Source organism: Rhodococcus sp. H36-A4 (genome assembly GCF_027158005.1).
Lineage (GTDB): Bacteria > Actinomycetota > Actinomycetes > Mycobacteriales > Mycobacteriaceae > Rhodococcoides.
Genome location: NZ_JAPVLQ010000006.1, coordinates 446262 through 469572, shown reverse-complemented (window position 1 = coordinate 469572; position 23311 = coordinate 446262). Strand labels below are relative to the sequence as shown.

At 60.5% G+C, this 23311-nt stretch carries 23 protein-coding genes; 15 read left to right on the top strand and 8 right to left on the bottom strand.

The features are described from left to right. The first annotated feature begins 786 nt into the window (after window positions 1-786). Window positions 787-1464 (top strand): peroxiredoxin-like family protein, encoded by a 678-nt coding sequence (locus O1W68_RS18685; RefSeq protein ID WP_269306049.1) that lies wholly within the window; start codon window positions 787-789, stop codon window positions 1462-1464. A gap of 228 nt (window positions 1465-1692) precedes the next feature. Here O1W68_RS18685 and codB read toward each other — a convergent pair whose 3' ends face one another. Both codB and O1W68_RS18675 read right to left on the bottom strand, forming a co-directional pair. Then, window positions 1693-3027, bottom strand: a complete 1335-nt coding sequence (codB, locus tag O1W68_RS18680; RefSeq protein ID WP_269306047.1) for a cytosine permease — start codon at window positions 3025-3027, stop codon at window positions 1693-1695. Then, complete coding sequence (locus O1W68_RS18675; protein ID WP_269306045.1) at window positions 3024-3488, bottom strand: nucleoside deaminase; 465 nt, start codon at window positions 3486-3488, stop codon at window positions 3024-3026. The genes codB and O1W68_RS18675 overlap by 4 nt, the downstream gene beginning before the upstream one ends. 142 nt (window positions 3489-3630) lie before the next feature. Between O1W68_RS18675 and O1W68_RS18670 the strand changes: the two genes are divergently transcribed. The 3 genes from O1W68_RS18670 (at window position 3631) to O1W68_RS18660 (ending at window position 7047) form a co-directional block, all read left to right on the top strand. After that, on the top strand, window positions 3631-5187 hold the full coding sequence (locus tag O1W68_RS18670) for a helix-turn-helix domain-containing protein (RefSeq protein WP_269306043.1): 1557 nt from the start codon (window positions 3631-3633) through the stop codon (window positions 5185-5187). A 196-nt stretch (window positions 5188-5383) separates the two neighbouring features. Beyond that, complete coding sequence (locus O1W68_RS18665) at window positions 5384-6028, top strand: TetR/AcrR family transcriptional regulator (RefSeq protein WP_269306041.1); 645 nt, start codon at window positions 5384-5386, stop codon at window positions 6026-6028. Between the two features lie 32 nt (window positions 6029-6060). After that, on the top strand, window positions 6061-7047 hold the full coding sequence (locus O1W68_RS18660) for an oxygenase MpaB family protein (RefSeq protein WP_269306039.1): 987 nt from the start codon (window positions 6061-6063) through the stop codon (window positions 7045-7047). 299 nt (window positions 7048-7346) lie between these two features. Here O1W68_RS18660 and O1W68_RS18655 read toward each other — a convergent pair whose 3' ends face one another. Beyond that, window positions 7347-7892 carry a 2,4'-dihydroxyacetophenone dioxygenase family protein gene (locus tag O1W68_RS18655; RefSeq protein ID WP_269306037.1) on the bottom strand — a complete coding sequence of 182 codons (546 nt, stop codon included), beginning with the start codon at window positions 7890-7892 and terminating at the stop codon, window positions 7347-7349. A gap of 58 nt (window positions 7893-7950) precedes the next feature. Then, complete coding sequence (locus tag O1W68_RS18650; protein ID WP_269306035.1) at window positions 7951-8670, bottom strand: SDR family NAD(P)-dependent oxidoreductase; 720 nt, start codon at window positions 8668-8670, stop codon at window positions 7951-7953. A gap of 179 nt (window positions 8671-8849) precedes the next feature. On the opposite strand from O1W68_RS18650, the gene O1W68_RS18645 reads away from it, so the two are divergent. From O1W68_RS18645 to O1W68_RS18630, 4 genes are all read left to right on the top strand, one after another. Beyond that, window positions 8850-9848 (top strand): AraC family transcriptional regulator, encoded by a 999-nt coding sequence (locus tag O1W68_RS18645; RefSeq protein WP_269306033.1) that lies wholly within the window; start codon window positions 8850-8852, stop codon window positions 9846-9848. Window positions 9849-9962: 114 nt separating this feature from the next. After that, window positions 9963-10535: a hypothetical protein gene (locus O1W68_RS18640; RefSeq protein WP_269306031.1), complete on the top strand. Its 573-nt coding sequence runs from the start codon at window positions 9963-9965 to the stop codon at window positions 10533-10535. A 54-nt stretch (window positions 10536-10589) separates the two neighbouring features. Beyond that, on the top strand, window positions 10590-11879 hold the full coding sequence (locus O1W68_RS18635) for an APC family permease (RefSeq protein ID WP_269306029.1): 1290 nt from the start codon (window positions 10590-10592) through the stop codon (window positions 11877-11879). A gap of 98 nt (window positions 11880-11977) precedes the next feature. Then, window positions 11978-12457, top strand: a complete 480-nt coding sequence (locus O1W68_RS18630; protein WP_269306027.1) for a GNAT family N-acetyltransferase — start codon at window positions 11978-11980, stop codon at window positions 12455-12457. 324 nt (window positions 12458-12781) lie between these two features. Here O1W68_RS18630 and O1W68_RS18625 read toward each other — a convergent pair whose 3' ends face one another. Together O1W68_RS18625 and O1W68_RS18620 are read right to left on the bottom strand one after the other, a co-directional pair. Continuing rightward, on the bottom strand, window positions 12782-14074 hold the full coding sequence (locus O1W68_RS18625; protein WP_269306024.1) for a DUF1254 domain-containing protein: 1293 nt from the start codon (window positions 14072-14074) through the stop codon (window positions 12782-12784). Window positions 14075-14223: 149 nt separating this feature from the next. Next, on the bottom strand, window positions 14224-15000 hold the full coding sequence (locus O1W68_RS18620; protein WP_269306022.1) for an SDR family oxidoreductase: 777 nt from the start codon (window positions 14998-15000) through the stop codon (window positions 14224-14226). A gap of 109 nt (window positions 15001-15109) precedes the next feature. Between O1W68_RS18620 and O1W68_RS18615 the strand changes: the two genes are divergently transcribed. The 6 genes from O1W68_RS18615 (at window position 15110) to O1W68_RS18590 (ending at window position 18386) form a co-directional block, all read left to right on the top strand. Further along, entirely contained in the window at window positions 15110-15724 is a 615-nt protein-coding gene (locus O1W68_RS18615; protein WP_269306020.1) for a TetR family transcriptional regulator, read from the top strand. Between the two features lie 30 nt (window positions 15725-15754). Continuing rightward, on the top strand, window positions 15755-15928 hold the full coding sequence (locus O1W68_RS18610; RefSeq protein WP_331283595.1) for an SRPBCC family protein: 174 nt from the start codon (window positions 15755-15757) through the stop codon (window positions 15926-15928). An 11-nt stretch (window positions 15929-15939) separates the two neighbouring features. Beyond that, complete coding sequence (locus O1W68_RS18605; protein ID WP_269306018.1) at window positions 15940-16191, top strand: SRPBCC family protein; 252 nt, start codon at window positions 15940-15942, stop codon at window positions 16189-16191. A gap of 291 nt (window positions 16192-16482) precedes the next feature. Then, complete coding sequence (locus tag O1W68_RS18600) at window positions 16483-16905, top strand: hypothetical protein (RefSeq protein ID WP_269306017.1); 423 nt, start codon at window positions 16483-16485, stop codon at window positions 16903-16905. 42 nt (window positions 16906-16947) lie between these two features. Next, entirely contained in the window at window positions 16948-17520 is a 573-nt protein-coding gene (locus O1W68_RS18595; RefSeq protein ID WP_269306015.1) for a YceI family protein, read from the top strand. A gap of 134 nt (window positions 17521-17654) precedes the next feature. Beyond that, window positions 17655-18386, top strand: coding sequence for an SIMPL domain-containing protein (locus O1W68_RS18590; protein ID WP_269306013.1), 732 nt, complete (start codon window positions 17655-17657; stop codon window positions 18384-18386). 22 nt (window positions 18387-18408) lie between these two features. Here O1W68_RS18590 and O1W68_RS18585 read toward each other — a convergent pair whose 3' ends face one another. After that, window positions 18409-19971: a long-chain-fatty-acid--CoA ligase gene (locus O1W68_RS18585; protein ID WP_269306011.1), complete on the bottom strand. Its 1563-nt coding sequence runs from the start codon at window positions 19969-19971 to the stop codon at window positions 18409-18411. Window positions 19972-20446: 475 nt separating this feature from the next. Here O1W68_RS18585 and O1W68_RS18580 point away from each other — a divergent pair, with 475 nt between their 5' ends. Continuing rightward, on the top strand, window positions 20447-21058 hold the full coding sequence (locus O1W68_RS18580; RefSeq protein WP_269306009.1) for a PaaI family thioesterase: 612 nt from the start codon (window positions 20447-20449) through the stop codon (window positions 21056-21058). Between the two features lie 188 nt (window positions 21059-21246). On the opposite strand, the gene O1W68_RS18575 is transcribed toward O1W68_RS18580, so the two are convergent. Continuing rightward, the gene (locus tag O1W68_RS18575; protein ID WP_269306007.1) at window positions 21247-22671 is read right to left on the bottom strand and encodes an amidase; all 1425 of its coding nucleotides are present in this window, start codon (window positions 22669-22671) and stop codon (window positions 21247-21249) included. Between the last annotated feature and the right edge of the window lie 640 nt (window positions 22672-23311).

Sequence of the window (23311 nt, the reverse complement as noted above, 5' to 3'; positions counted from 1 at the left end):
TACCTGACACCCGCCGAGTACGCTGCCCAATGCACCCACACGCACCAACCCGTGGGCTGCGCGATCGACTGACATCAATCACACCGTGGCTCTAGAACGCGGTGGTCCGACTATCGGGGACCTGCCACTACCACCGCAACCGCCCTTCGATGCTGACATCGCCGACCGAAACAGAGCGAGTCTGACTCTCGCGACCTCGAGTGCGCCCGCATGGACCCGAACGGGCTTCCGGCGGGCGCACTGTCGTTCTCGCGCTTCGGTATCCGGTGCGCGCCCTGATATCAGATCGGGGATCTCTCCGGACAATGCGAAAACTATTCGCGCACAGTGTGTATGGGTGATGCAGATCGATAGCCTCGTGTGCATATGGTTTTGAGAGGAGCGCGCTCCGCGCAGTTCTCGCCGAACGAGCATCGAGGTTCCGAACATTTCACCGTGGGGGGACGCCAACTGCAGCTCTGTTGTCTCGTGCGTCGTCCAATTGTGGGTCGTTCGGTGGTGCGCAATTTCGTATTTCGATGCGTACAAGAAGGTCGAAAGTGGGGTTCTATCCACAAGTTCCGGTAGCTTATTCCTGTTGCATTACTTCATAGTTTGTGTCTCGACCTCATCGATCGAGCCTGTGCCGAGCGCGGTCCTGAGATGCCCTGCCCACGTGCGGTGACCCGCATGCCGCAGCCGTCACTGTGAAGGCCAGTTCTGCTACCTTGCTCATGGGACCGAAGGGCACCAGGCTCGACCCCAGCGATACTCCAACGACCCCTACCGAATCGGAGCTCCTTGCGGATGCCTACTCCTCACACGACAATCGCCGACCGAGTTGCAGAGCTTCAGCGAAAGTCAGCGACACGACTGCCGGCAGATGTGAGGGCGGCTTTCGATGCCGACCTGGCACGGGTCACAGCAGCGGGGATACCGGCAGATGTCGCTGCCGCCGGCACGGCTATGCCCGACGGAGACGTTGTCGACGAGAGCGGACATCCCACTACGTTGGCGTCGGTCCGGGCCGGCCGCCCCGCAGTGGTGGTCTTCTACCGAGGGGCATGGTGTCCGTACTGCAACCTGACGCTGCGTGCCTATGAGGAAACTTTGGTGAGCGAGCTCGACGTTCGTGGCGTCGCTCTGGTGGCTGTCAGTCCGCAGAAGCCGGACGGCTCCCTGTCGATGCAACAGAAGAATGATCTGACCTACACGGTGGTCTCCGATCCGGGGAACCAGATCGCAGGCCGGCTCGGCATCCTCACCGCACCAGGGGAAGAAGCCCGTGACGCGCAGATGAGTCTGGGACTCGACCTCGCCGATATCAATGCAGACGGCACTCATGCACTTCCTTTTCCCACGGTGGTCATCGTCGACGCAGGCGGCTCGATCCGGTGGATCGATGTGCACCCCGACTACACCACCCGTACCGAGCCCGCTGAGATCCTCACCGCCCTCGACGCTGCCCTCGCAAACGGCCAGTAACAGCAACGACGATCGTCGCTGCCAGGACAACCGTCCATGTGAGCCCTTTCAAGTTCGACGGAACTTTTCAGTCGAGCCCGTCGAGTCCAGTTGTCGCGCTGCCACAGTGAGAGATGCCGAAAACTCGTTGGATCGAAGCCTGAGAGCAGGTGAACAACTCGCTGTTGCGGTGCGAACGAAGAATCGGTGCCCGAAGGACACCGATTCTTCGTTCGCACCGCAACAGGTTCAGGCAGTCGGGCCGACGCTCACCCGGCTAGTGGCCCCCGGCGCGGCGAAGCGCCGATGCAGGCCCACTGTCAGGAGGATGGCGACAACGATGCCGATCAGTGGAGGAATCCCCACCTCGAACTCTCCGGAGAGCCATGCGAGGAAGGCTGCAATGGCGTAGACGGCGAGATGGCGCCAGTACACCGGCTGAGGGGTGTGGTTTTCGGGAATGCCTCGACGCCATCGGCACAGGAAGTCCCCGATGAGCACTCCTCCCAATGGTGGGATGAAGGTTCCGAGCAGACTCAGATAGTCGACTAGATGGTTGTGCACTCCGGTCAGCGCGAGCAGCGTGCCGATCACACACCCGCCGATGATAAACGGCGCCTTTCGGGGGTGTCTGAACATCTCGGCACCGGCGACTCCGAAGGCATAAGCGGTGTCGGCATTGCTCTTCCAGAGGTTTCCGAACAAGAGAACCAAGCCCCAACCGACCAATCCGAGATTGTAGAGAACAAGCACGAAGTCACCTTCACCGAAGGTGATCGCTCCGATGGCGCCGAACAGGATCATCAGTCCATTGCCGACGAGGAACCCGATTATGCAGGCCCAAGCTGCTTGCGATCCTGAACGGGCGAATCGGGTCCAGTTGGGCGCTTGCGTCCCCGCCGATACAAAAGTGCCGACCACAGTCGTGATTGCGAGCGTGACTGTCATCGTCGTCGTGGGCTCGATCGAAGTCAGACCTGAGAATCCGCCGACCTCGTCGAGGGACCGGGACACCACCCAGCAAGCCAGCGCAATGATCAAAGGAGTCGAAATCAACGAAACCCAATACATCCCGCGGTATCCGTAGCAGGCGGTGATGCACATCAGGATGCTCGCCGCGATCATCACCGCCGCGCGGGCGGCGTAGGACTCCCAGCCCAAAGCTTGCGCGGTGAGGTCACCGATCGTGCCGATAATGACGCCGTACCAACCGATTTGAGTGCCACCGAGCAACAACGAGGCGAGCTTGGATCCGCGAGAGCCGAAGCTATAGCGCGCCATGACGACGGTCGTCAGCCCCGTGCGAGCGCCGGCGTACCCCATCATGGCGACGTACGCGCCCAAGATTGCCGATCCGGCAGCGATCACCATCATCAACTTCCAGAACGAGAATGCGGTGCCGAGCGCTGCGCCGGCGAGCATCGTCGGAGTGAAGATGGTGAACCCCAGCAGCACCACCGCGAGCGAGAAGAACGGCTTGCGGGCACTCAGAGGCACAGGTGTGACGGGATAATCCAGGTCGATGGGGGTACCCGAGTCCGTGCGGTCGGCTTCGACCGGCACGGGTTCGGCAGTGCTGCTCATGCTTGCTCGCCGATGTCTTCTAGCCACAGGCTCGGTCGCTCGGCCAACATGCGTTCCATCAGCGTCATGCACTCGGCGTCGTCGACGACGTCGACCTGCACCCCGTGGTCACGCAACCACGATTCCGACGACTCGAACGAGCTGTTTTCGCCGACAACGATTCTTGGAATCTCGTACAGCACAGCAGTGCCCGCGCACATGAAGCATGGAGACAGAGTCGTGTAGAGGACACACTTACGGTAGACCGAGGCTAGGAGCCGCCCGGCTTGTTCTATGCAATCGGTTTCTCCGTGGCGGATGGCGCTGTTCATTTGAACTCTGCGGTTGCGGCCGACAGCGAGAACTTCGCCCTCGTGAACCAACGCCGCACCGATCGGCACGCCACCTTCCTCCCAACCGATCTTCGCCTGTTCGATGGCGAGTCCCAGAAAATACTCATCTGTGCGGACCGAATTGTTCAAGTGTCCTCCTTGACGATGATGAAACGACCTTGTGGCACGTGTCACAATTCGACCAGGCTTGAATTGGGTTGCCAAGGGACAGGCTGTCCATTGGGCAGAAGGCACTCTATGACGAACTGACCCTTCGATCGAGTATTGAGGGATGCTGCCTACTCTGCGAGAAGTTCTCGCTTTGCCATCGTTCAAGGCTGCCGCCATCGAGGTGCTCGCGGGCTCTCCCGATACGGCAGTGATCCGCTGGGTCCATTCGTCCGAGGTATACGAGATGGGCGGACTGCTCGCTGGTGGAGAGCTACTTCTCACAACAGGACTCGGTCTCCATGGGCGGTCCGCCGAGCAGCTGACTGCCTACCTCGACCAGGTGGCGGACGCCGGTTGCGTTGCACTCGCCATGGAGGTCGGACGCTCGTTCCTCACGGCCCCGCCCGAGCTCGTCGCGGCTTCTCGACGTCGGGGCGTGGCGTTCCTGACCCTGCATACGGTGGTCCCATTCGAGCGGATGGTCGAAGACTTTCATGACCTGATACTTCGTCGCAGGCTCGGTTCGCCGCGGGCCGGCGAACCTGTCTGGCAGGAGCTTCTGGATATCGTCGTGGCGGGGCAGGGGATGACCGCGCTGCTCAACGGGATCGCGCGCCTCGCAGGGTGCGGGGTCGATCTTGTCGACGCGGAAGGCCGAGTCGTCGAACGCAACGCCACCGCCGCGGAGCGGTCGGAGAGCGAGCGGACCATCCTCGATGTGCGCGGCCCGACCGGCTCGCTCGGCAGACTGGTCCTGAGCGGACGGGCAACCGCGCGGCGTTCCGCTGTTGCGAACTGCGCGGCTGTTGCAGTGGCATTGGAATTGGGCCGCCACCCCGACCTCGGCCCGCGGCAGTCGCTCGCCCAGTCGGTGATCACCGATCTGGTGGGGGGCGTGCTCACCTCGCACGGTGACCTGTCCGAGCGCTTGAGTGCTGCCGGCTGGACACCCCTGGACGGCAAGCACGTACTCGTTGCTGCCGTCGACGTCGATCATCGAACACCGGTTCGCGAGCTCGCGGACCCTGTTCGGGAGGCGGTCGAGGCAGTGCTCGGTCGATGTCTGATCGGGGTGACCGCTAACCACGTAGTCTTGCTCGCTCACGGATGGCTGCTCGCCTCGCCCGGGCGCGTCCGGGCCGCCTTCACCGAAGTCGACGAGCTACTGCGTCGAGGACCCGGAGGCTCGGCGATACGCACACTGGGGGTGGCTGCGCCGGTCAAGCAACTGTCCGATATCTCGACAGCGCTCGGTCAGGCGCGCGAGGTCGTCCAGATCGCCCGGCGTTTCGGAACCCGGACCGGGGTTATCCTCGCGAGAGACGTCGGTATTCAACGGTTGCTCGCTGCCGGCGTGGCGGCGACCATGCTCAACGCGTTCGTCGCCGAGCAGCTCGGCCCCGTGATCGCCTACGACACAAAGCATTCCGCAGATCTTGTACGGACTCTCGATGCGTTCATCGCAAACCGAGGTAGCAAGGCCCAGACCGCGGTCCTTCTTGGGATTCGACGTCAGTCCCTCTATGCCCGGTTGGCGCGTCTCGAAAAGCTGCTGGGCGCATCCCTCGACGATCCGATGCAGTTGGTGTGCTTGGGCCTTGCACTGACCGCGTGGCGCATGAAGACCGGTCTTGACCCACAGGCCGCTTTCGCGCGTTCCCCATACGGCCAGGCGTAATCCGCTGCATCTGTTTGGGCGGACGGGGTGCGGCGCGGCGTTTTCATCGTGTCAACCAGAGGTGTCACTCATTGCTTTGCCAGTGTCGACGCGGACCAGGGTGCGCGATGCAGGTGCGCCGGACCGAGGGTCGAGCCGCCCGTGTCAGCACCTGCAGCCAGGCTCTCGACACAACTCGGTCGGATAGTCTGACTCCGTGAATTTGGGAGTGGTACTCGAACGGGTGTTTGCGGGAGAAGCTAGCGACGTGCCGGATGACCCGACGGCGACCAAGATCCTGGATGGAGCGGTAGGGGTATGTGCCGCTAACGGCATCGGAGCGCTGACGATCGACGGTGTTGCACGTCGCGCGGGGGTCAACAGGACCACCATCTACCGCCGCTTCGGTGACCGCGACGCTGTGCTGCAGGCGATGACTCTGCGTGAGGGTGAGCGCATGGCGCAGGGGATCATGAAGTCTCTGGCGGGTGTCGACGATCCGGCTGAGCAACTCGTCGAGGGCTTCGCGGCCGCGGTGCGCCTCACCGAGGCGCATCCGGTGATTCGACGCACCGCCGAGTTCGAGCCGCAGGATCTCATCGCGGCGGGGCTGGCCGACGAAGCCGCGTTGCTTCGGCTGGGCAGCTCCTTCGCCGCCGCTGGTGTACGAAAGTTGCAGTTGGACGGCAGGGCGACCCACCTCGATGCTGATGCGGTCGGAGAGACCATGGCACGGCTGCTCGCTTCGTTCGTGCTGATCCCCGCGCAGTACTCGATAGACGTACGCACCGAGGAGGGGGCGAGAACCTATGCGAGACGAACTCTCGTTCCGCTTCTGTTCGGATCACCCGACAATGCTTGACAGTGTGCAACACATGCAACACTATGTGTTGCATGACAAGCACAGTGAACGCACCACTTGATTTCGGCATCTTCGGCCCCGATTCGGTTACCTGGAAGGTTTACCGCTGTCCGACCTCGATGACGGTGGGCTTCACGCGCACTGCGCTCACAGAGATGTTCGACCCATTGGTGGTGGCGTCGGTAGCCGGCACCGGCTCGTTGCGGGAGCGCGCCGCCGACCGGTACGACCGCACCCTGGAATATGCCGGTGCACTGGTCCTGGCGGACAGCGCTACGGCCGCGCATGCCGCGGACACTCTGATGCGCATACATACGAGGATCACCGGTCGGGACCCAGTAACCGGACAAGCCTATGACCCCAACGATCCCGCAGGTCAACTGTGGATTCACCTGACCCAGTGGCAATCGGTCCTCCACGTATACGAGCGATTCGGGCCCGGGCGCTTGAGTGCAGAGGACGATCGCCAGTATTGGGGGGAATGCGCCATCGCCGCGCAGTTTCAGACAATCGACCCCGCTGACGTCCCGAGGAGCCGCGCCGAAATGCGGGCGTACTACCAGCGCGTTCTTCCCGATCTGGTAGTCAGTGAAACGGCAGTCGAGCATGCGCACCTCATCTTGAATGGTGCCAACCTTGCGCTCACTGAGCTTCCTGGTCCTTTGCGCGTCGTGAGCCCGCTGGTCCAATGGTTGCTACGCCGGGCAACGATAGCCACTCTGCCTCGCTGGATGCGCACAGCGATCGGGTCGCGCCAAGGACCGATCGTCGACGCCGGCGTTACCGCAGTGCTGCGCCCGATAATGCGCTTGGCCGCGCGTCAGCCGAAGATGTTGGCCAAGAAGCTCGAAAGCTCCTCACCTCGAGCCTATGCCGTGCTCGCACCGGCTATTCTCGACGTTTCGCCGACCACGCCTGAGACCGTTTCAGTGCAGGAAGCCTTCCGGCGCGCCGGCCGACTCCTACCGCGCGAGCAGTACTTGACCCTCGCAACAGACTCGGGCACTCCAGCCACCTGATAGAGCGACCAATTGTTGGCAGAGACCTTTGACAAGGCCGATGTCTGGAGGTAACGGTCGTGGACGTCGTCCGGAGTGCGGAAATCCAGTGCGGAATGCCGGCGATGTGGATTGTAGAAGTCTTCGATGTTCTCGACGAAGTCTCGTCGTGCTCGAGCGATGCCGCAGTACGTCGGAGCCCCGACGCGGGGATCCTTGTTTTCGGTCCTGGCGGATACGGTGGTCCGTATGTCGTGAGGGCAGCTACCGCCGGCGACATTTGCAGGGCTGGTGACGGCCCTCGCGACATACGTTCTCGCTCAGTCAGTTTCGACCTTCGCTATTTGACTGTTGAGCTGTGCGCCGCCGCCGGTCAGGTAGTCGACTGGCAACCCGGACTCAGCAGCGAATTCTCTGCTCAGCTTCATGAGGGTGACTGCGTCCAGAATGGAGTGGAACTTTCCGTCATCGGAGAAATTCACGTTTGCCCCGTTGATGACATAGAGGACGTTGGTGTCCTCCGTGTTGCTCTCATGTGCAAAAAGGGTGTGGACGGATGCTCCGGGCTCGTAGAGATACGATCCTGCCGTCTGCAACTGGTCGGGGTACTCACGGTACCCCCACGCTCCGGAGAGAGTGTAAGCATGAACAGTTCCCGTGTGCAGATGGATGGGAAGTCCCGAACCCGGCTCGAAAGTCGCCACAATTACCCAGATTCCGACTTCCGGTTCGAGGAAGAGCGGCTTGAAGCTGACACCGGGGGCGAGTTTTCCGGATACGAACGGGATCGACTCGACATTGATAGTGAGCAGTTCGGTCTGTGGCAGTGAGACCACTGGAAGCTGAGTGGACGTAACGACAGTCATGATGGTTTCCTCTTTGTGTTGTGTTGTGTTTGTTGCATGGAGTGCGGGCAGTGTTTGGTCAGGACGCGCTGTATCCGCCGTCTATCGGAATCGTCACTCCCGTGACCAGGCGAGAAGCCGCTGAGGCCAGATACAGGACAGTGCCGGCGATGTCTTCGGGTTCGCTGAAGCTGCCGCTGGGTAGTCGACTTGTGATGGCGGCATTGAGTGTTGGGTCCTCTTCCACCAAGCGTGTCATCTCGGTACGAATCCAGCCTGGAGCAACGGCATTGACACGGACTCCATCGCTTGCCCATTCCAGAGCTAGCGTTTTTGTCAACTGAACGATGCCCGCTTTCGCTGCACCGTATCCGGGAACCAACGGAGACCCGAAGTAGCTGTACATCGAACCGACGTTGATTATCGATCCACCAGACTCCGCCATGAGCGGCTTGAGGGTGACCGCGACGTTGAACGATCCCACGAGATGGATGTCGACGATCTCGCGGAAGACCGCAGGATCGAACTCCTCGCCGGGGGCTGCCCTGCCGGCGCATTGAACGATCGTGTCGAGTGATCCGAATTTTGATGCGGCTTCGAAGATGCTGGAAGGGTCTCGGACATCGGCAACTACATCGTCGATTCCCTCTCGTGGTACATCCGGCACCGGAGAAACGTCGACAGCGATCACGCGAGCGCCGGCAAAGACGAATGCGCTTGCTATTGCCGAGCCGATACCGCCCCGGCCGCCGGTTATCAGTACCGATTGACCTGTCACAGTGAAATCTGGTGATGACATGCGTGGTACCACACTTTCATTTTCGCAGAGAAGTCCACGGAGACTTAAGGATTCGTCGTCTTGCGAACACCGCGATTCGTTTCTGTAGCCACGAAATGGCGATGTCCTGGTTCACAGTATGGATCGCAAGTGACTCAGGACACTTGACTCGAGGCGACAGTCTTTTGATAATTGACGACATGGACGATCTAATTCGGGCTTCGTCGCTGGCGAACTTCATCGGTTTGGTCGCCCAGCAAGGGGGTGACGGTGAACAGATCTTGTCCGACTGCGGAATCAACCCGGAGTGGGCCGGTAACCACGACAAGTTCATCAGATACACAGCCCTGTCCCAGGCTGTTCATGTTGCTTCGTCATCGGCTGGGGGGAGTGACTTCCCCATCAGGCTCGCCCAAGCTCAGGGCGCAGACATCCTCGGTCCGGTAGCTGTTCTGGCACGAAACGCTGTCAGCATCGGTGAAGGCATCGACGATGTTGCCCGATACCTTCACACATACAGCCCGGCCGTACGCGTTTCACTGCGACGAAACCTGCCCTGCCCGCAATTCCGATTCGAGATCGTCCTCCGGAGCCTCGTCGGACGCGACTCGATGGTGGAACTCAGCCTTGGAATCGCGCTCGAGTTGCTCAGGCTGCTGATCGACCCATCTTTCGTCCCTGAACGGACAGGATTTGCCCACGCGCAGATCTGTCATTCCTCGGTGTATCGCGAGGCCTTCGGATCTCCTATCGAGTTCGAAGCCGACGGAAATTTCTTCGCGCTACCCAGTGCGATCCTGGAGGAACCGACACGAGGCGCCGATGCGGTTTCGCGTCGTCTCGTCGCTCAATTTCTCACGCCGATCGCCGCCTACGAATCGGTGGTCGACCAGGTCGCCGATTTCGTACAGCGATTGCTGCCGCTCAATCAGGCAACACTGGTCCATGTGGCCTCAGCAATGTCTACGCATCCTCGTACGCTGCAACGCCAAATGGTCAAGGAAGGTAGTACATTTTCAGCGACTTTGGATGGTGTACGTCGCAAGATGGCGTTACGGCTTGCTGGCGAAGGGTTCTCCGCGAGTCAGATTTCATCCTCCCTCGGATATAGCGAACAAAGCTGCTACACCCGCGCCTGCTGGCGATGGTTCGGTGAAACCCCACTCAATCTGGCATCCCGATCCGCTGGCCGCCGGTGACCTGGGCGCCTGTCGCGTGAAGGCGGATGTTACCTTTTCGGCCGACTTGTGCTGTGCGGAAAGGGATTCGCGCTAACCGCTGAATTCTCCGCTGCGGCCAGCATTGTCCGATGCGTGACGATCCAGGCGGCGACGAGTGTTGTTGTCCTTGCTGCTGCCCTGGTTGGGTGTGCAAACACTGACATCGCTGCAGATCAGCTAAACCCGACGACTGCGCGACCGCAGCCGCCGAGCGAACAATCCGAGCAATACGTGGCTGCATTGCACCAACTCGTACTTGTCGACCACCCTTTTGCGCGAGCGCCGTCACCCGTTCGGTACCTCTACATTGTCAACGGCAGTAGTAAACCGCCTAGCCCGGTACCGTCCTTCGGCAACGAGGGAATGCAGATCGAATCCGAACTGAGGAACGAGATGACAGCCCAGTCCGGCGATCTCCCTCCCATCGAGTTCATTGCGAGCCCGGACCAGCGAGCCGACCCGGAACGAAGCGGCCTCACCGTAGTCGAGAACGACGGCGTGATCATCAGCTTCATCCCCGCCCGGCAACAAGAGAATGGGGGAGTTCACGTCGGCGCGTACCTCTGGTGTGGCGTCGACTGCAGACTCGGACTCACCTATGCTCTCGACAAGGTCGACGGACACTGGACGGTCACCGGAACGACCGGGCCGATCAGCATTTCCTGATCTGCTTGGATTCGTCGCGCTCATTGTGTGTACTGCGGCGGATAGACTTCGGTGATGCCGCACTCCGCTGATGCGGTCTCACATCCGATCGGATTGTGGGGCGTTGTGGCTATCGGCGTCGGAGGCATGGTCGGTGGCGGGATCTTCGCCGTCCTCGGACTATCGGTGCAAATCACCAAGGGCGCCGCCCCGGTCGCGTTTCTCCTGGCCGGACTGGTGGCGTTGTTGACCGCGAGATCGTATGCGCTGCTCTCGAAGTCGTATCCGAGCCGCGGCGGCACGGTGACGTTCGTCAATCGTGCGTTCGGCACGGGATTGTTCTCCGGTGGAATCAATGTTCTGCTGTGGATGAGCTACATCGTCATGTTGGCGCTATATTCTCAAGCGTTCGGGAGCTACGCGTCCAGTTTCCTGCCACCGGAGTTTCGCAGCCTTGGCAAGCATCTCCTTCTCACAGCGGCGATCGTCCTCATCACCGTTCTCAACATCGCCGGTGCATCTACGATCGCTCGCACCGAGCGCTACGTCGTGGCGATCAAGATCGCGATCTTGGTGTTGTTCGTGGTGGTCGGGCTGGCGGGGGTCTCCGCAGCACGGCTCGAGCCGTCACAATGGAGCTCCCCGATCTCCATCGTCGCAGGCGGCATGATCATCTTCTTGGCCTACGAAGGATTCGAACTCATCGCCAACACCGCCGAGGATGTCGACGATCCCGGGCGCACCCTCACGAGGGCCTACTACATTTCGGTGCTCTTCGTGATCGTGTTGTACGTGCTTGTCGCTGTTGTCTCTGTGGGAGCCGTGCCGTTGGCGAGCCTGATCGACGCGCGTGACTACGCGCTGGCCGAGGCCGCCCGCCCGGCGCTCGGAGCAGTCGGGTTCACGATGATCGGCATCGCGGCGATGCTGTCGACCGCTTCGGCGATCAACGCCACTCTGTATGGATCGACTCGGATGATCTACATCATCGCGAAGTCGAGAGAACTACCTGCCCAGCTCCAACGGCCCATCTGGAACCACCCGATAGAAGGGCTGCTGATTACCTCCGGATCGACCATCGTGCTTGCGAACGCACTGGACCTGAACAGCATCTCCACCATGGGTAGCGCAGGCTTTCTCATAATCTTTGCCGTGGTGAACGCCGCAGAAGCTCGCACCGCGCGCCAGCGTGGATCGACGCCGTGGATCTCCGTCCTGGCAGCTACGGCATGTGCCGGCGCGCTGGCAGCACTACTCGCCGAGAGCGCCGTCGGCCCTGCTACCGTCCTGGCAGTTATGTTGGCGCTGTCCTTCGGTATCGAAGCAGCCTTTCGGCACTTTCGTGGCCCGGCACCCCAGCTGTAGGAATTCATGGCCGATCAGGCCAAGTCCCGGCCAGCGTCGCGGCAAGATAGCTATCCGGCGCGGGTTGGGGCCGAGCTGTTCTGGAAGAGTTCCTACGCATGGAATCAGTTGTGACCTTGTCGGCGAAGGACGCGGGTGAGCTATTCACGCTCCAGCGTGCCGCTTACGTGACCGAGGCCCAGGCCCACGAGGATCTGAAGCTTCCTCCGTTGGTCGAATCGCTGACCGAGGTGACGAATGAACTCGACAAGCCTGAAGTGGATTCGTTCGGGTTGCGCGATGGCGCACAACGCCTCGTCGGGGCGGTACGTGTGCGTGTCCTTCCTGCGAATGCACAGTGTGCAGAGGTGGGCAGGCTGGTCGTAGCCCCTGATGTGCAGGGTCGTGGATTGGGAAGTCGGTTGCTCGAACTCGTGGAGGAGCGAGTTTCTGAGGACATCACCGAGCTGAAGCTGTTCACTGGCGAACGCAGTGTCGGTAACCTGCGGCTCTACTCCAGGTTCGGGTACCAGGAAACGCACCGTGTACCGACTTCGAGCGGCTATGCACTTGTCTATCTGAGCAAGCGACTGCGATAGAAATTGTCCTCATATGGCCGGTACGTTTCCGCCTCCGCATCCATACCGCCAAGAACTGTGGCGTGCTCTATTTCCTGTCGCACGGTTCGACAAGAACTGAATTCGGTTGAAAATCGTACAAAGCAAGCTATCGACCTGAGCGCACTTCACCCGCTCAGGCGACTCTCAGGGCGCGGATCGCGGCGTGGTGTCATGCTTTTGCACCCCGATCCGACTATCGCCGCAACCGGAGCAGTCTCCGCTCAGTCGGTACGAGTGAGCGGAGACTGGCGGCAAGTGGATTCAGCCGGGGTTGTCGAGAACGAGCAGCCCAGGGGGGGAGTCCTATGTTGCGGGAACGACTGGAGGCATCGTGAAGGTGCCGGCCAGCACGTCTGCACCGGGAATGTAGGACCTGGCGAAGAGTATGAACTTCTTTCCGTCGGCCGGGCTGGGTAGCCAGTTCGCGGCCGCGTCGGACGAGGGTGCGGTTGGTTGAATGTGGAGATCGATACTGCCATCCGGGTTGGAGATCAAGCCTTCGGTCTCACTGCTGATGACATAACGATCGATCGGGTTCGGCGATGGGTATTGGCCGTTCTCCCGAACCTCGTACAGCGTGACCGACCAGAATGCCTCCGCGGGAATTCCACCCTCGGGTAGGCGAAGCACGTAGTCCGCGGTGCCGAGCAGTGGGGCATTGTCGGCGTCGGTGAAGGTGATCCAATAGTTCGCCTCCTTACGGTCCATCCCCAACATGCCGCCGCCGGCCGACAATGCAAAGGCCCGTCGGGTGTAGTCCCTTTGCTCCGTGGTGCCGAGAACCGATCCGGGCGGGTTGTAGTTGGTCCAGCCCTGCGATGGGCGGTTCGCGAACTCTTGCATGTAGCGACCGAACTCGGGATACTTCGCGTTCCACGCTGCCTTGACGTCATCGGGCAGGGGTCCCCAGCCGCAGTCGGCCCCACAGATGCCGACCTCACGGAACCGGTCGACGGCCGACTGGTCATGTGCTGGCGGGGGGTTCAGCTCGAGCATCTGATTGACGACATCGAGGTAGTTCTCGGGGTCATCGTCGGTGGGCTGAATCCGCTTCGTCGAGCTTTCCGACACAGGTTGAGTGGGGGTGAAGCGGAATCCATCCTGCACAGCATTCGCCGCAACTTGGTCGGCGGTCCCGGTCGTCTGAACGCGCAGATTGACATATACGTCGTTCGTGGGCGCCCTGACCACAGTGGCGTCGGCGGGGGCCTCACCCTGCCAGTCCGGCCCCACGACCAGATGCTTCTGCGCTTGCGTGCCGGTGGTGCGCTCGCCAGCGTAGAAGAAGCTGTTGGAGTAGAAATCGATCAAGACTAGCGAGTAGTAGCGTGACTGCACTTCCGGAATATCAAGGTAGACAGGTCCGTCCGCCAAATTCAACCAGGCAGTGGAGTAGAGAACGTCCTGGCTCGGCCCGTTCGCCCAAGTGTCGTCGGGCCCTGCCAGTGACCGTGAGTGCACGAAGTTGTTCAGCGTGGTGCTCGTCCGTGAGTCGGTCGTCTCCAACGCCGTCCATCGATAACGTGAAAGGTCGTAGAGCGGAAACGCGAAACTGTAGGCTTCCTTGATTGTTGCGTCGAGATCCGTCGCCGTCACTGCTGGTTCCGATTCTGGTTCCGATTCCGTGGCGCCCGATGAGCAGCTCGACGCCGCGAATACAGCCAAGCAAAGTCCTGCTATGAGCGCGGCCTTTCGGGTCCCTACGCGGCATATTTTCTGATGCATCGTCAAATTCCTTTTCTTGTCTACCAAGTACCGTCGCCGCGAAGGACAGCGTCGGCGCCGCCGTCCAGGAATACGACTTGGCCGGTGATATGAGAGTTTTCTTTGGACACCAGCCAGGAAATCAATTGCGCCACCTGTTGTGGCTGGGCATGACCGTTCAACGGCATCGGCACGCTGCCATCGATAGCCTTTAGACCTGCATCGGTGTCGAGCATCGCCTGGATCATCGGTGTGACGATGGTGCCGGGGGCGATGGCGTTGAGCGGAATGCCCATGCCTGCCCACTCAGCCGTGACGGCGTTGCGACGCACCCAGCGTGCGATCGCAGCCTTCGACGACGAATAGATCTGTGCACCGTGGCCGCTTTCCACGGCGGACCGGGCTGCTGCTGTTGCCGCCGCTTCGTCGCCGGCAAGTGCAGCTTCGACGATGGAAGAATCAGTGGGGTGTAGTGACGCTACAGACGAGATCACCACGGCCCTCGGATCGGTCCCTTCGACGAGTAGAGGCCGCAAGCCTTCGAGGGTAGCCACAGCACCGAAGTAGTTGACACCAATGGTGATCGGGTCGAACTGTGCGACGCCCGCGCAGGCTACAACCCCGTCCAACCTTCCGCCTGTCAACTGGTGAGCCTGTTCGACGAGCTCGCGTCGTCCGTCTGCCGTCGCGAGGTCAACGGTGATATCGCTGTCTCGCAGATCTGCGCCGACGACGTGAGCACCCTGGTTGCGCAGATGCGCGGTAGCGGCAGCACCGATACCGGAAGCACTACCGGTCACTAAGTACGTTCTGGTCATGTCCCGCCTTGTCATGGTTCGAGGAAGCGTGATCGCAATGCGCGCATATGAGACAAGTTGCCAATCTATGCCATCATGCTAATGTGTGTCAAAGACCTCCGGAGGAACTATGACCCGACCGCAGCAGTCGTTGATGGACCGTCGTCGGGCGGCAGTGCGGATGGACATCGCCGCGAGTGCTGCACGACTCTTTGCTGAGCGCGGATTCGACGCGACCTCCGTGGAGGACATTGCGCGCGGAGCCGGTATGTCGGTTCGAACCTTCTACCGGCACTGCGATGCGAAAGAAGACACCTTGACCCCAGTGGTTGTGTCAGGGATTCGTCACTTCGTCGAATGCCTGCGCACCAGACCAGAACAAGAATTGGTGTCCACATCCGTTCAGCAAGCATTTCTGCAGGTATTCGAACGTTACAAGAACGCAGAAGGCATTTCGTCGAGTGAACTTTTCGTCATCCTCACTTCAGTGCCCGGTATTCACGCACGATGGATGGTTGCGGCACATGGACTAGCAGAGGAAATGCGACCGCTTCTCGCCCGGCGTGCCGGATTGGAACCTGATGGTCTCGAGGCGCGCATATTGTCGCATACGCTGATCGGCGCGCTCACAGTCACTTTGGAGTACTGGGCAACCCAGGAACCGGGCGATCCCAACGAGATCGGACAACTCGCAGCATCAGCATTATCAGTGCTCCGGATCATTACCGTCGAACAAGAACACTGAACTGACTCCAGATTCGGCAGAATAGGAAAAATGATGATTCGATTTATCACACGTAACGTGATTGTTCCCGTGCTCCCAGATATCGCGTGGGAGTACGTGGGGGACTTCGATGCTCTTACATCTTGGCATCCCGGTGTTCCTCCCGTAGAAATGGAAAACAATGCAGACCCGACAGGGATAGGTTCTGTCCGAACCTTTTCGTAGACGGACGAGTAGTGGCCCGTGAGCAATTACGCGCCCGCGATGCTGAGAAGCGCAGCTACAGTTATGAAGTACTCGACCCGATGCTGCCCGTCCGTGACTACGTCGCGACGATCGCGGTCGTCTCCCACGATCAGGGCTCAGAAATCCAATGGAGCGCTACCTATCGATCCGGCGACGATGCTGTAGCCATGATCGAGCAGGCATATGGCGACAACGTCTACAGCACTGGACTCAAAGCTGTTGGAGAACATTTTGTTGCATAGCGGCTCGCAGATCGGCTGCATGCTGCACGAACATTTGCCCGCATGACTCGTTCACAACAGCTGTGCTGACACAACGTCGGCATCTGAACTTTCAAGCCTCGATGCAACGGTCGGTGGTGTCACGCGCTGTAGAAATCCTTTGGCTTTCGGGTGAGGCCATCGCCCCCTGCTCACCTATTCCAAACCTGCCGATCGTGATGCGGCGACAACGAGGTGGCGCCTTTGCCGTGATAGTGCACCAGGGTAGAGGATTAGGCCTCACGCCTGTTCGTGCCTGTACTGGAGGTTGCCGTGACAAAAGTTGTTCGTACGCTGCTTGTCTGCACATCCGTTGTCATCGGTTCGACGCTGGCGACGGTTGGCACTGCGTCCGCGGCTGTGATCGTTCCGTTTCAAGTCGACCCGGCACCGTTCGGAAATCCGAACGGAAGCTTCGACGCTCACGCTGTGCGTTGTGTGGCGGTGCTCGGCGAACAGCCTGGCACGGTGACCATTACCGGTGCCAAGGAAGGCAGGTGGGGGTGCTTGATCTCGTCCGACGTGCATTGGTTGAATCTGTCGACCGGAGCGTCTGGCTCCGCGCGAATGTCTGACGGAATCTATGGATTTCCGTCCGAGGCGACGCTGATGAGTGGGTCTGGGCATATTGTTGTCACCGTCGTTTCCACCCTTGGGACGATCACTCCAGGAATCGCAAGCTTCTTCGTTCCATAATCGTGCTCCGGGCCGACTCCGATCGCCCCTTAGAGTCGAGCTATGACTCCCGTGAGCTGGACATTCGACGCATCCGATGGAGGCCAACTGACGATCAAGACGGACGTCACCGGCAAGGCGTCCAAACTGGGCCACCGTCTCACCATTGCAATGAAGTCGTGGACCGCCGCTGTCGACTGGTCTGGGAACACTCCCACCTCGGTCACCTTCACCGTCGAAGTCGATTCACTCGACGTGGTCGGCGGTGAAGGTGGTGTCACGCCGCTGATCGGTCCGGAGAAGATCCTCGCAAAATCCAACGCGCTGAAGACCTTCGATGCGAAACGTTACCCCCAGATTCGCTTCCGCTCAGACGATATTGCCGCGATCGAGAACGGATTCAGCCTGCGCGGCACGATGGAGATCCACGGTGTCACCCGCGAGATGACTGTGATCGTAACCGTTGCCGACGATGGTACGAAATGGCACTGTGCATCGGAAAGCACAGTGCGCCAGTCGGATTACGGAATCAAGCCGTTCTCACAAATGCTGGGTGCTATGAAGGTGGTCGACGAGGTGACCGTGTCCTTCGAGGCCGAGCGCACGAAGCCAAACGTCACTCCACCGATTGGGTAGTCGACGCGAATAATCTCAGGTGCGACGGTAGGCGTTGTGATGCGCGACGGGTACTTCGTTGTCGCTGAGTAGACCAACCATGATATGTCGTTCGTGGTCTTTCGAGTTCGACCGAAACCGTGCACACTACGTCGATGACTCGAAGACGGTGGGTACAGAGGGCGATCGGTTCAGCAGCACTACTCGTGGCAATCGGTCTGTCCGCGGGGTGCGGGAACAATTCAGCATCTGCCGATGGACCGCCCGGCGTCAACGTCAACGGTGTCGGTGAAGTCGAAGGCACACCCGACACCCTGACGGCGCAGATCGGCGTCGAGACGATGGCCGACGACGTCACGACTGCCATCGATCAGGCGAACACCGCGGTCGGCACAGTAACCGATGCGATAGCGACCGCAGGCGTCGATCGCGAAGACATTCAGACTCAACAGGTGTCCATCAACCCCCAGTACTCGGGTGGGATGCTCGGCGGAACCCCAGAGATTTCCGGCTACCAGGCAACCAACACCTTGCGAGTCACGGTTCGGGACCTGTCGAAGGCGTCGACGGTCCTCGGCGACGCCACGTCCGCGGGTGGCAACGCAACCCGGATATCCGGAGTCTCGTTCCGCATCGACGACGATTCGGAACTGATATCCGACGCGCGGGCCCGGGCATTCGCGGACGCCCGCGATCGCGCTGAGCAGTACGCGACGCTCTCGGGTGGCGATCTCGGGCAGGTTCTGTCCATTACCGAGAACATCACCGGGCAGGACCAACCGTCGAGATTCATAGATGGTTCCAGTGCAGCAGACTCATCGGTCCCCATCGAACCCGGGCAGCAGACTGTCAGCGTGTCCGTTGCCGTCAAATGGGCTTTGGACTGATCAGCACCGATTTCTTCGCTGTCTAGATCAACTTGTTGTCTCGGTTGTCCCAGTATGGTTTGCGGAGGTCGCGTTTGAGGATCTTTCCGGTGGGGTTTCGGGGGAGGACTTCGACGACGTCGATACTCGTGGGGCATTTGAACTTTGCGAGACGGCCGCGGGTATAGGTGATCAATTCGGATTCATCGACGACCGCATCGGGCACGAGAACGACAACGGCTTTGATCGTTTCACCCCAACGGTCGTCGGGGACGCCGATGACTGCGACCTCGGCGATTGCGGGATGCTCCACGAGGATCCGTTCGATCTCAGGTGAGTAGACGTTCTCACCACCGGTAATGATCATGTCCTTGAGACGGTCTTCGATGAATATGAAGCCGCCGTCATCGGCTCGTCCCATGTCCCCGCTGCGCAACCACCCTTCGGCGGTGATGGTTTCGGCTGTGGCCTCGGGTTTACCCAGATAGCCCGGGGTGCATTGTTCCGACCGCCACCACAGTTCACCAGTGATCCCGGTTGGTGCATCCTCGAGTGTCACGGGATCGACGATCCGGACTTCCATACCGGGGATCGGCGTCCCAGCCGAGGCCATGCGTTCGGTCTGGGCCTCATCGCGATGAACGTCGGGCATCAACGCGGTGACCACCCCAGCCAACTCGGTCATGCCGTAGACCTGTACGAACTCAGTGTCCGGCCAGGCAGCAAGTGCAGCGCGCAGCAGTGGCAGCGGCATCGGTGCAGCGCCGTAGACGATGCGCTTGAATGCCTTGAACGCGTTGATCGCTTGTTCTCCCGCAGCCAACACCCCGGCGATCACCGGGGGAACGAGGAAGGCGATGTTGGCGCCGGCCGCGAGTCCGGCAAAGATAGACGGGCCGTCAGCTTCCCGGGTGAAGTAGCAGTGCTTACCAGCATGAATTCCCATAATGGCGTAGCAGGTTCCACCGACGTGGAACATAGGCATGGCGACCAAGAATCGGTGGTCTTCCTCCACCGGCATGATGTCGAGCATGCTGTCGCTGTGTGCGAAAAGGTTTCGATGTGTCAGCCGAATACCTTTGGGACGACCGGTAGTCCCTGAGCTGTAGAGAATCAGTGCAGTTGCATCCGGGCTAACATGTGGACGGGGGTGTAAAGGCGAGACTCCGTCGATCCAAGGCTCGAACTCATCGTGTTCACCGCCTATCGAGAAGATCCTTTCGACGGCGGTCAGACGGTCGCGGATCGCAAGAATCTGTGGATGGAGTTCGCTGCCGACGAACAGGATGCGGGCACCTGAGTCGGCTAGCACGTAATCGAGTTCTTCACCTGCAAGCCGCCAGTTCGGAACGACGTTCGCCGCACCGAGAAGCGAAGCGGCATAGGTGACTTCGATACATGATAAGTTATTTTTGTCGACAAACGCGACCGTATCGCCGGCTACGATACCCGCGTCGGCGAGGGCGGCCGCGACGCGGAGGATGCGGTCATACCACTGTGACCACGTGTATTCCGACCCTTGGAATGCCATCGCAAGCTCGTCGGGTTTGACCGTCGACCAATGCTCGACGCGATCAGAGATGATTGCTGCGGGGGAATCGGACATCGAACCATCCTCATATCGTATTGGCGTACGGATTACGCAAGTCCGGTTGCCTCGCAATCGTGAACCGAATAGTAACTTGGGCCTCGGTCCGGCGGACGACTTCCGTCCAAATCGAAGTCTCCGAGTTCGCGACGGCGAAAGTGCAATACCTGCCGAGTTCATCACGTAATCCCGTGATCTGGATGGTGCGTTCGGTGATCCGCTTCTGGGTTGCAGCTTTGTCGGCGAACGACGATCTGCTTCGCTCCCATTTCCGGATCCATGAAGCTCGATGCTCTGTGATCGTCACCTGGGTCGAGACCTCGATGCGTCTGCCTTACTGGTGGATTCGAGGCCTCGCATCCCCGCTCGATACTCGAGATGCTCGACAACCCTGGAGTAGGTTCGAGATCGGCCAATTGATCGTTGACACGGGAGCAAACCGACCAAATGGGTGCAGATAGCTGTCTCCGGTGATGTACTGCACAATTAAGGTGTGGAGTACGTAATCGAAGATATCGACGCAGCTGAACTCGCCCGCCGCCGAGCCATCTACGTTCCGCTCACGGAGGCCGTCCGCGACCTCATCGACGCAACCATCCGCACTGAGGTCGACGATACCGTCATCACTCAGGTCCGTGACGAGATCGCCGCTGCGACGGCAAAACTTCGCGTAAAGCAGATCGTCGGTTCATATGGTCTGCGGAAAACCCCCGTTGGCGATTCAGTGTCTTGGGGCAACGTCGCGGTGGGCCTGCGCAATGCGATCGCCCCTCCGATCATGGTCGAGTCTTCCCCCGATGGGCTGCACTGGGCCGAGCTCACTCTCGGTGCAGCCTATGAAGGTCCGACCGGCCTGGTGCACGGAGGGATCGGGGCACTGATCCTCGATCACGTGCTCGGGGCCACCGCGAAATCCGTTGCGCCGAGCTTCACCGGCACCCTCACTCTGCGTTATCGCCGCGGTACCCCGTTGGGCACGCTTCGTGCCGAAGCCCGTGTAGATCGCACGGAACGCCGCAAAGTGATTGTCACTGGAACACTGTCCGACGCCGACGGCGTCACGATAGAAGCAGAGGGCATCTTTATCCGCCCTGAGACGAGCTGATTGCTGAATAAGACCAAAGCGAGCGTCACGGTGCGGTGCGGCCGTTGCCGCGGACTCTATTTCCTGGATCGCCACGCACTTCTAGCGGAAACCGGCTGCACAAGAGACATCCATGCCAACTCGGTGGGGCGCCGTGCCCACCCTTGCTCTGTTGAGAGGGTGTAGCAGTGCCGGTTGCAAGGCCGTGGTCAATTCACTGGTGGCCAGATCGGCGTGATGCTCCAAGGCTGCATCGACTCGATCTGTGAGGCGATGCGGATCAGCAGGTCCTCGCGACCGAACGCCGACACGAACTGCACACCCAGTGGCATACCGGTCGAGTCCTGACCCAGGGGCAGCGAGATTGCTGGCTGGCCGGTGATGTTGAAGGGGCTCGCGAACGCGCTGTAAGCCCCCGCATAGGTCCAAATCGACTCGATGCTGCTGGCATCGAGCAGCCCGAGAGGAGGTGTCGGCTCAGCGAGGGTTGGCGTGACCAGCAGATCATAGTCAGCGAAGAATCCGCCGACTGATTCGGCGACGAGGCTGAGCTTTTCCATTGCGAGAGGGAACGCGCTTGCGCCGAGTTTCTTCGTGCGTTCATAGACCACTCGGACCGCGGCCTCCAGATCGTCGTCTCGGAGCCCTCGCCCGAGTTGCTCCAGCCGGGCGTCCACCGCCATCGCCATCGATGCCGCGGTTCCCTGCCGTATTACAGCGGAATTGTCGCCTAGCGCGAAGTCCGGCTTTCCGGAGCTGATCCGATGGCCCAGACTGGCCAAAAGAGCTGCGACGTCGTCGACGGCCGCCGCGCAGTCCGCGTGTGCGGGCGTGCCGTTCGGCAAGTGCGTCATAGTTCCGATCCGCAGCACGCCTGGGTTGACACCCACCTCCTGCACATAGGGGCGGGACTGCTGCACAATCGTTATCGGCGCCCCGCGCTGCGGTACGGACACGATGTCAAGAAGCAGCGCCGAGTCCCGCACGCTGCGCGTAACTGCATGCTGCACCGACAATGGCGAGGTGAGGGCATTACTCCCGACACTCCCGATGGCTCGCCCCCTAGAGGGCTTGAGGCCCACCAGTCCTGTCATCGCCGCCGGGATGCGTATGGAGCCGCCGCCATCACTGGCGTGCGCGGCAGGGAGCATGCCAGAGGTGACCGCGGCCGACGCACCACCCGACGATCCACCTGGGGAGTGGCTGAGCCGGTGCGGATTGCGCGTAGGTCCGAACAGTGCTGGCTCGGTGCTGGCGTTCTGGCCCCATTCAGGGGTGTTGGTCTTGCCGACGATCGCCATTCCCGCTCGTCGGTAGGCAGTGACAATTGGCGAGTCGGCCTTGGCTACCGCGTCGGCGAAAAGACGAGATCCATGCGTCGTCGGCAGCCCGGCGACATCGGTGACGAGGTCTTTGATCGCGAACGGCACGCCAGTGAGTGGGCCCTCCGGCAGACCCGCCTCGATCTCTGCCCGAACCTGGTCCGGGCGCTCGGCGATAATTGCGTTGATGGTGGGGTTGCGTTCGTCGATTCGGGCAAGGGCGAATTCGACGACTTCGCTGACAGATACTTCTCTATCCGAGATCGCTTTTGCCAACCCCGTCATGTCTCGCTCGTCGAACAATTCTTGCATGCTTGCTCCTGACCTCGCAGTTGTTGCCATACAACGAGGTCTCGCGCCAAGAAAATCGACGCGAGACCTCGTCTCAGGGCGACAACTATTTTGATGCCGCACTTGTGGTCAAAGTAGCAGCGACCCCTGTTCTGGTGGTGACTTGTTTCATACAGCGAGACAAGCGACTAGGACGGCTCTGTGACTTTTCACGGACAATCAGCTTGACGTCTGACGTGCGGAGGCCCGCTGAGCGCGCGCGCAGTGAAAGTCCATCCGCCGCATCGAGTTCTCCCGATTGCGGAACCCTCATCCCGAGCGTTTCACGGTCTTGGCCAATCGGTTGGAGCCCCCCGCTCGAGCGTTGGCGATTCCGGTGCCGAGGAACGCTTTCGTATCCGGCCACTTGCGGCGCAACTGCTTCCGAGCAATCTGCACACTCTTGATATCGAGGGCAACGTGGTCGGCCCGCGGGCGCGGCTTCTTCCCGTAATTCCGGCAAGATCCCAAAGTGATTCTGCTGTAACGATACTCGCGAACGAACGGCGGCAGAACGCCGCGCTCGCAATCGTCCCATCCAGCATGATGGCCAACCGCACGGAGGTATTCCGTAGAATCAAGATCCGCCTAGGGCCTTGCTCGACTGTGCGGAGCCTTCACG

What these genes read in the sequence shown, in the direction of transcription:
- O1W68_RS18685 (WP_269306049.1), top strand. Translation starts at nt 787, where the DNA reads ATGCCTACTCCTCACACGACAATCGCCGACCGAGTTGCAGAGCTTCAG.
- codB (WP_269306047.1), bottom strand. Translation starts at nt 3,027, where the DNA reads ATGAGCAGCACTGCCGAACCCGTGCCGGTCGAAGCCGACCGCACGGAC.
- O1W68_RS18670 (WP_269306043.1), top strand. Translation starts at nt 3,631, where the DNA reads ATGCTGCCTACTCTGCGAGAAGTTCTCGCTTTGCCATCGTTCAAGGCT.
- O1W68_RS18660 (WP_269306039.1), top strand. Translation starts at nt 6,061, where the DNA reads ATGACAAGCACAGTGAACGCACCACTTGATTTCGGCATCTTCGGCCCC.
- O1W68_RS18655 (WP_269306037.1), bottom strand. Translation starts at nt 7,892, where the DNA reads ATGACTGTCGTTACGTCCACTCAGCTTCCAGTGGTCTCACTGCCACAG.
- O1W68_RS18650 (WP_269306035.1), bottom strand. Translation starts at nt 8,670, where the DNA reads ATGTCATCACCAGATTTCACTGTGACAGGTCAATCGGTACTGATAACC.
- O1W68_RS18645 (WP_269306033.1), top strand. Translation starts at nt 8,850, where the DNA reads ATGGACGATCTAATTCGGGCTTCGTCGCTGGCGAACTTCATCGGTTTG.
- O1W68_RS18635 (WP_269306029.1), top strand. Translation starts at nt 10,590, where the DNA reads ATGCCGCACTCCGCTGATGCGGTCTCACATCCGATCGGATTGTGGGGC.
- O1W68_RS18630 (WP_269306027.1), top strand. Translation starts at nt 11,978, where the DNA reads ATGGAATCAGTTGTGACCTTGTCGGCGAAGGACGCGGGTGAGCTATTC.
- O1W68_RS18620 (WP_269306022.1), bottom strand. Translation starts at nt 15,000, where the DNA reads ATGACCAGAACGTACTTAGTGACCGGTAGTGCTTCCGGTATCGGTGCT.
- O1W68_RS18615 (WP_269306020.1), top strand. Translation starts at nt 15,110, where the DNA reads ATGACCCGACCGCAGCAGTCGTTGATGGACCGTCGTCGGGCGGCAGTG.
- O1W68_RS18610 (WP_331283595.1), top strand. Translation starts at nt 15,755, where the DNA reads ATGATGATTCGATTTATCACACGTAACGTGATTGTTCCCGTGCTCCCA.
- O1W68_RS18595 (WP_269306015.1), top strand. Translation starts at nt 16,948, where the DNA reads ATGACTCCCGTGAGCTGGACATTCGACGCATCCGATGGAGGCCAACTG.
- O1W68_RS18590 (WP_269306013.1), top strand. Translation starts at nt 17,655, where the DNA reads ATGACTCGAAGACGGTGGGTACAGAGGGCGATCGGTTCAGCAGCACTA.
- O1W68_RS18585 (WP_269306011.1), bottom strand. Translation starts at nt 19,971, where the DNA reads ATGTCCGATTCCCCCGCAGCAATCATCTCTGATCGCGTCGAGCATTGG.
- O1W68_RS18575 (WP_269306007.1), bottom strand. Translation starts at nt 22,671, where the DNA reads ATGCAAGAATTGTTCGACGAGCGAGACATGACGGGGTTGGCAAAAGCG.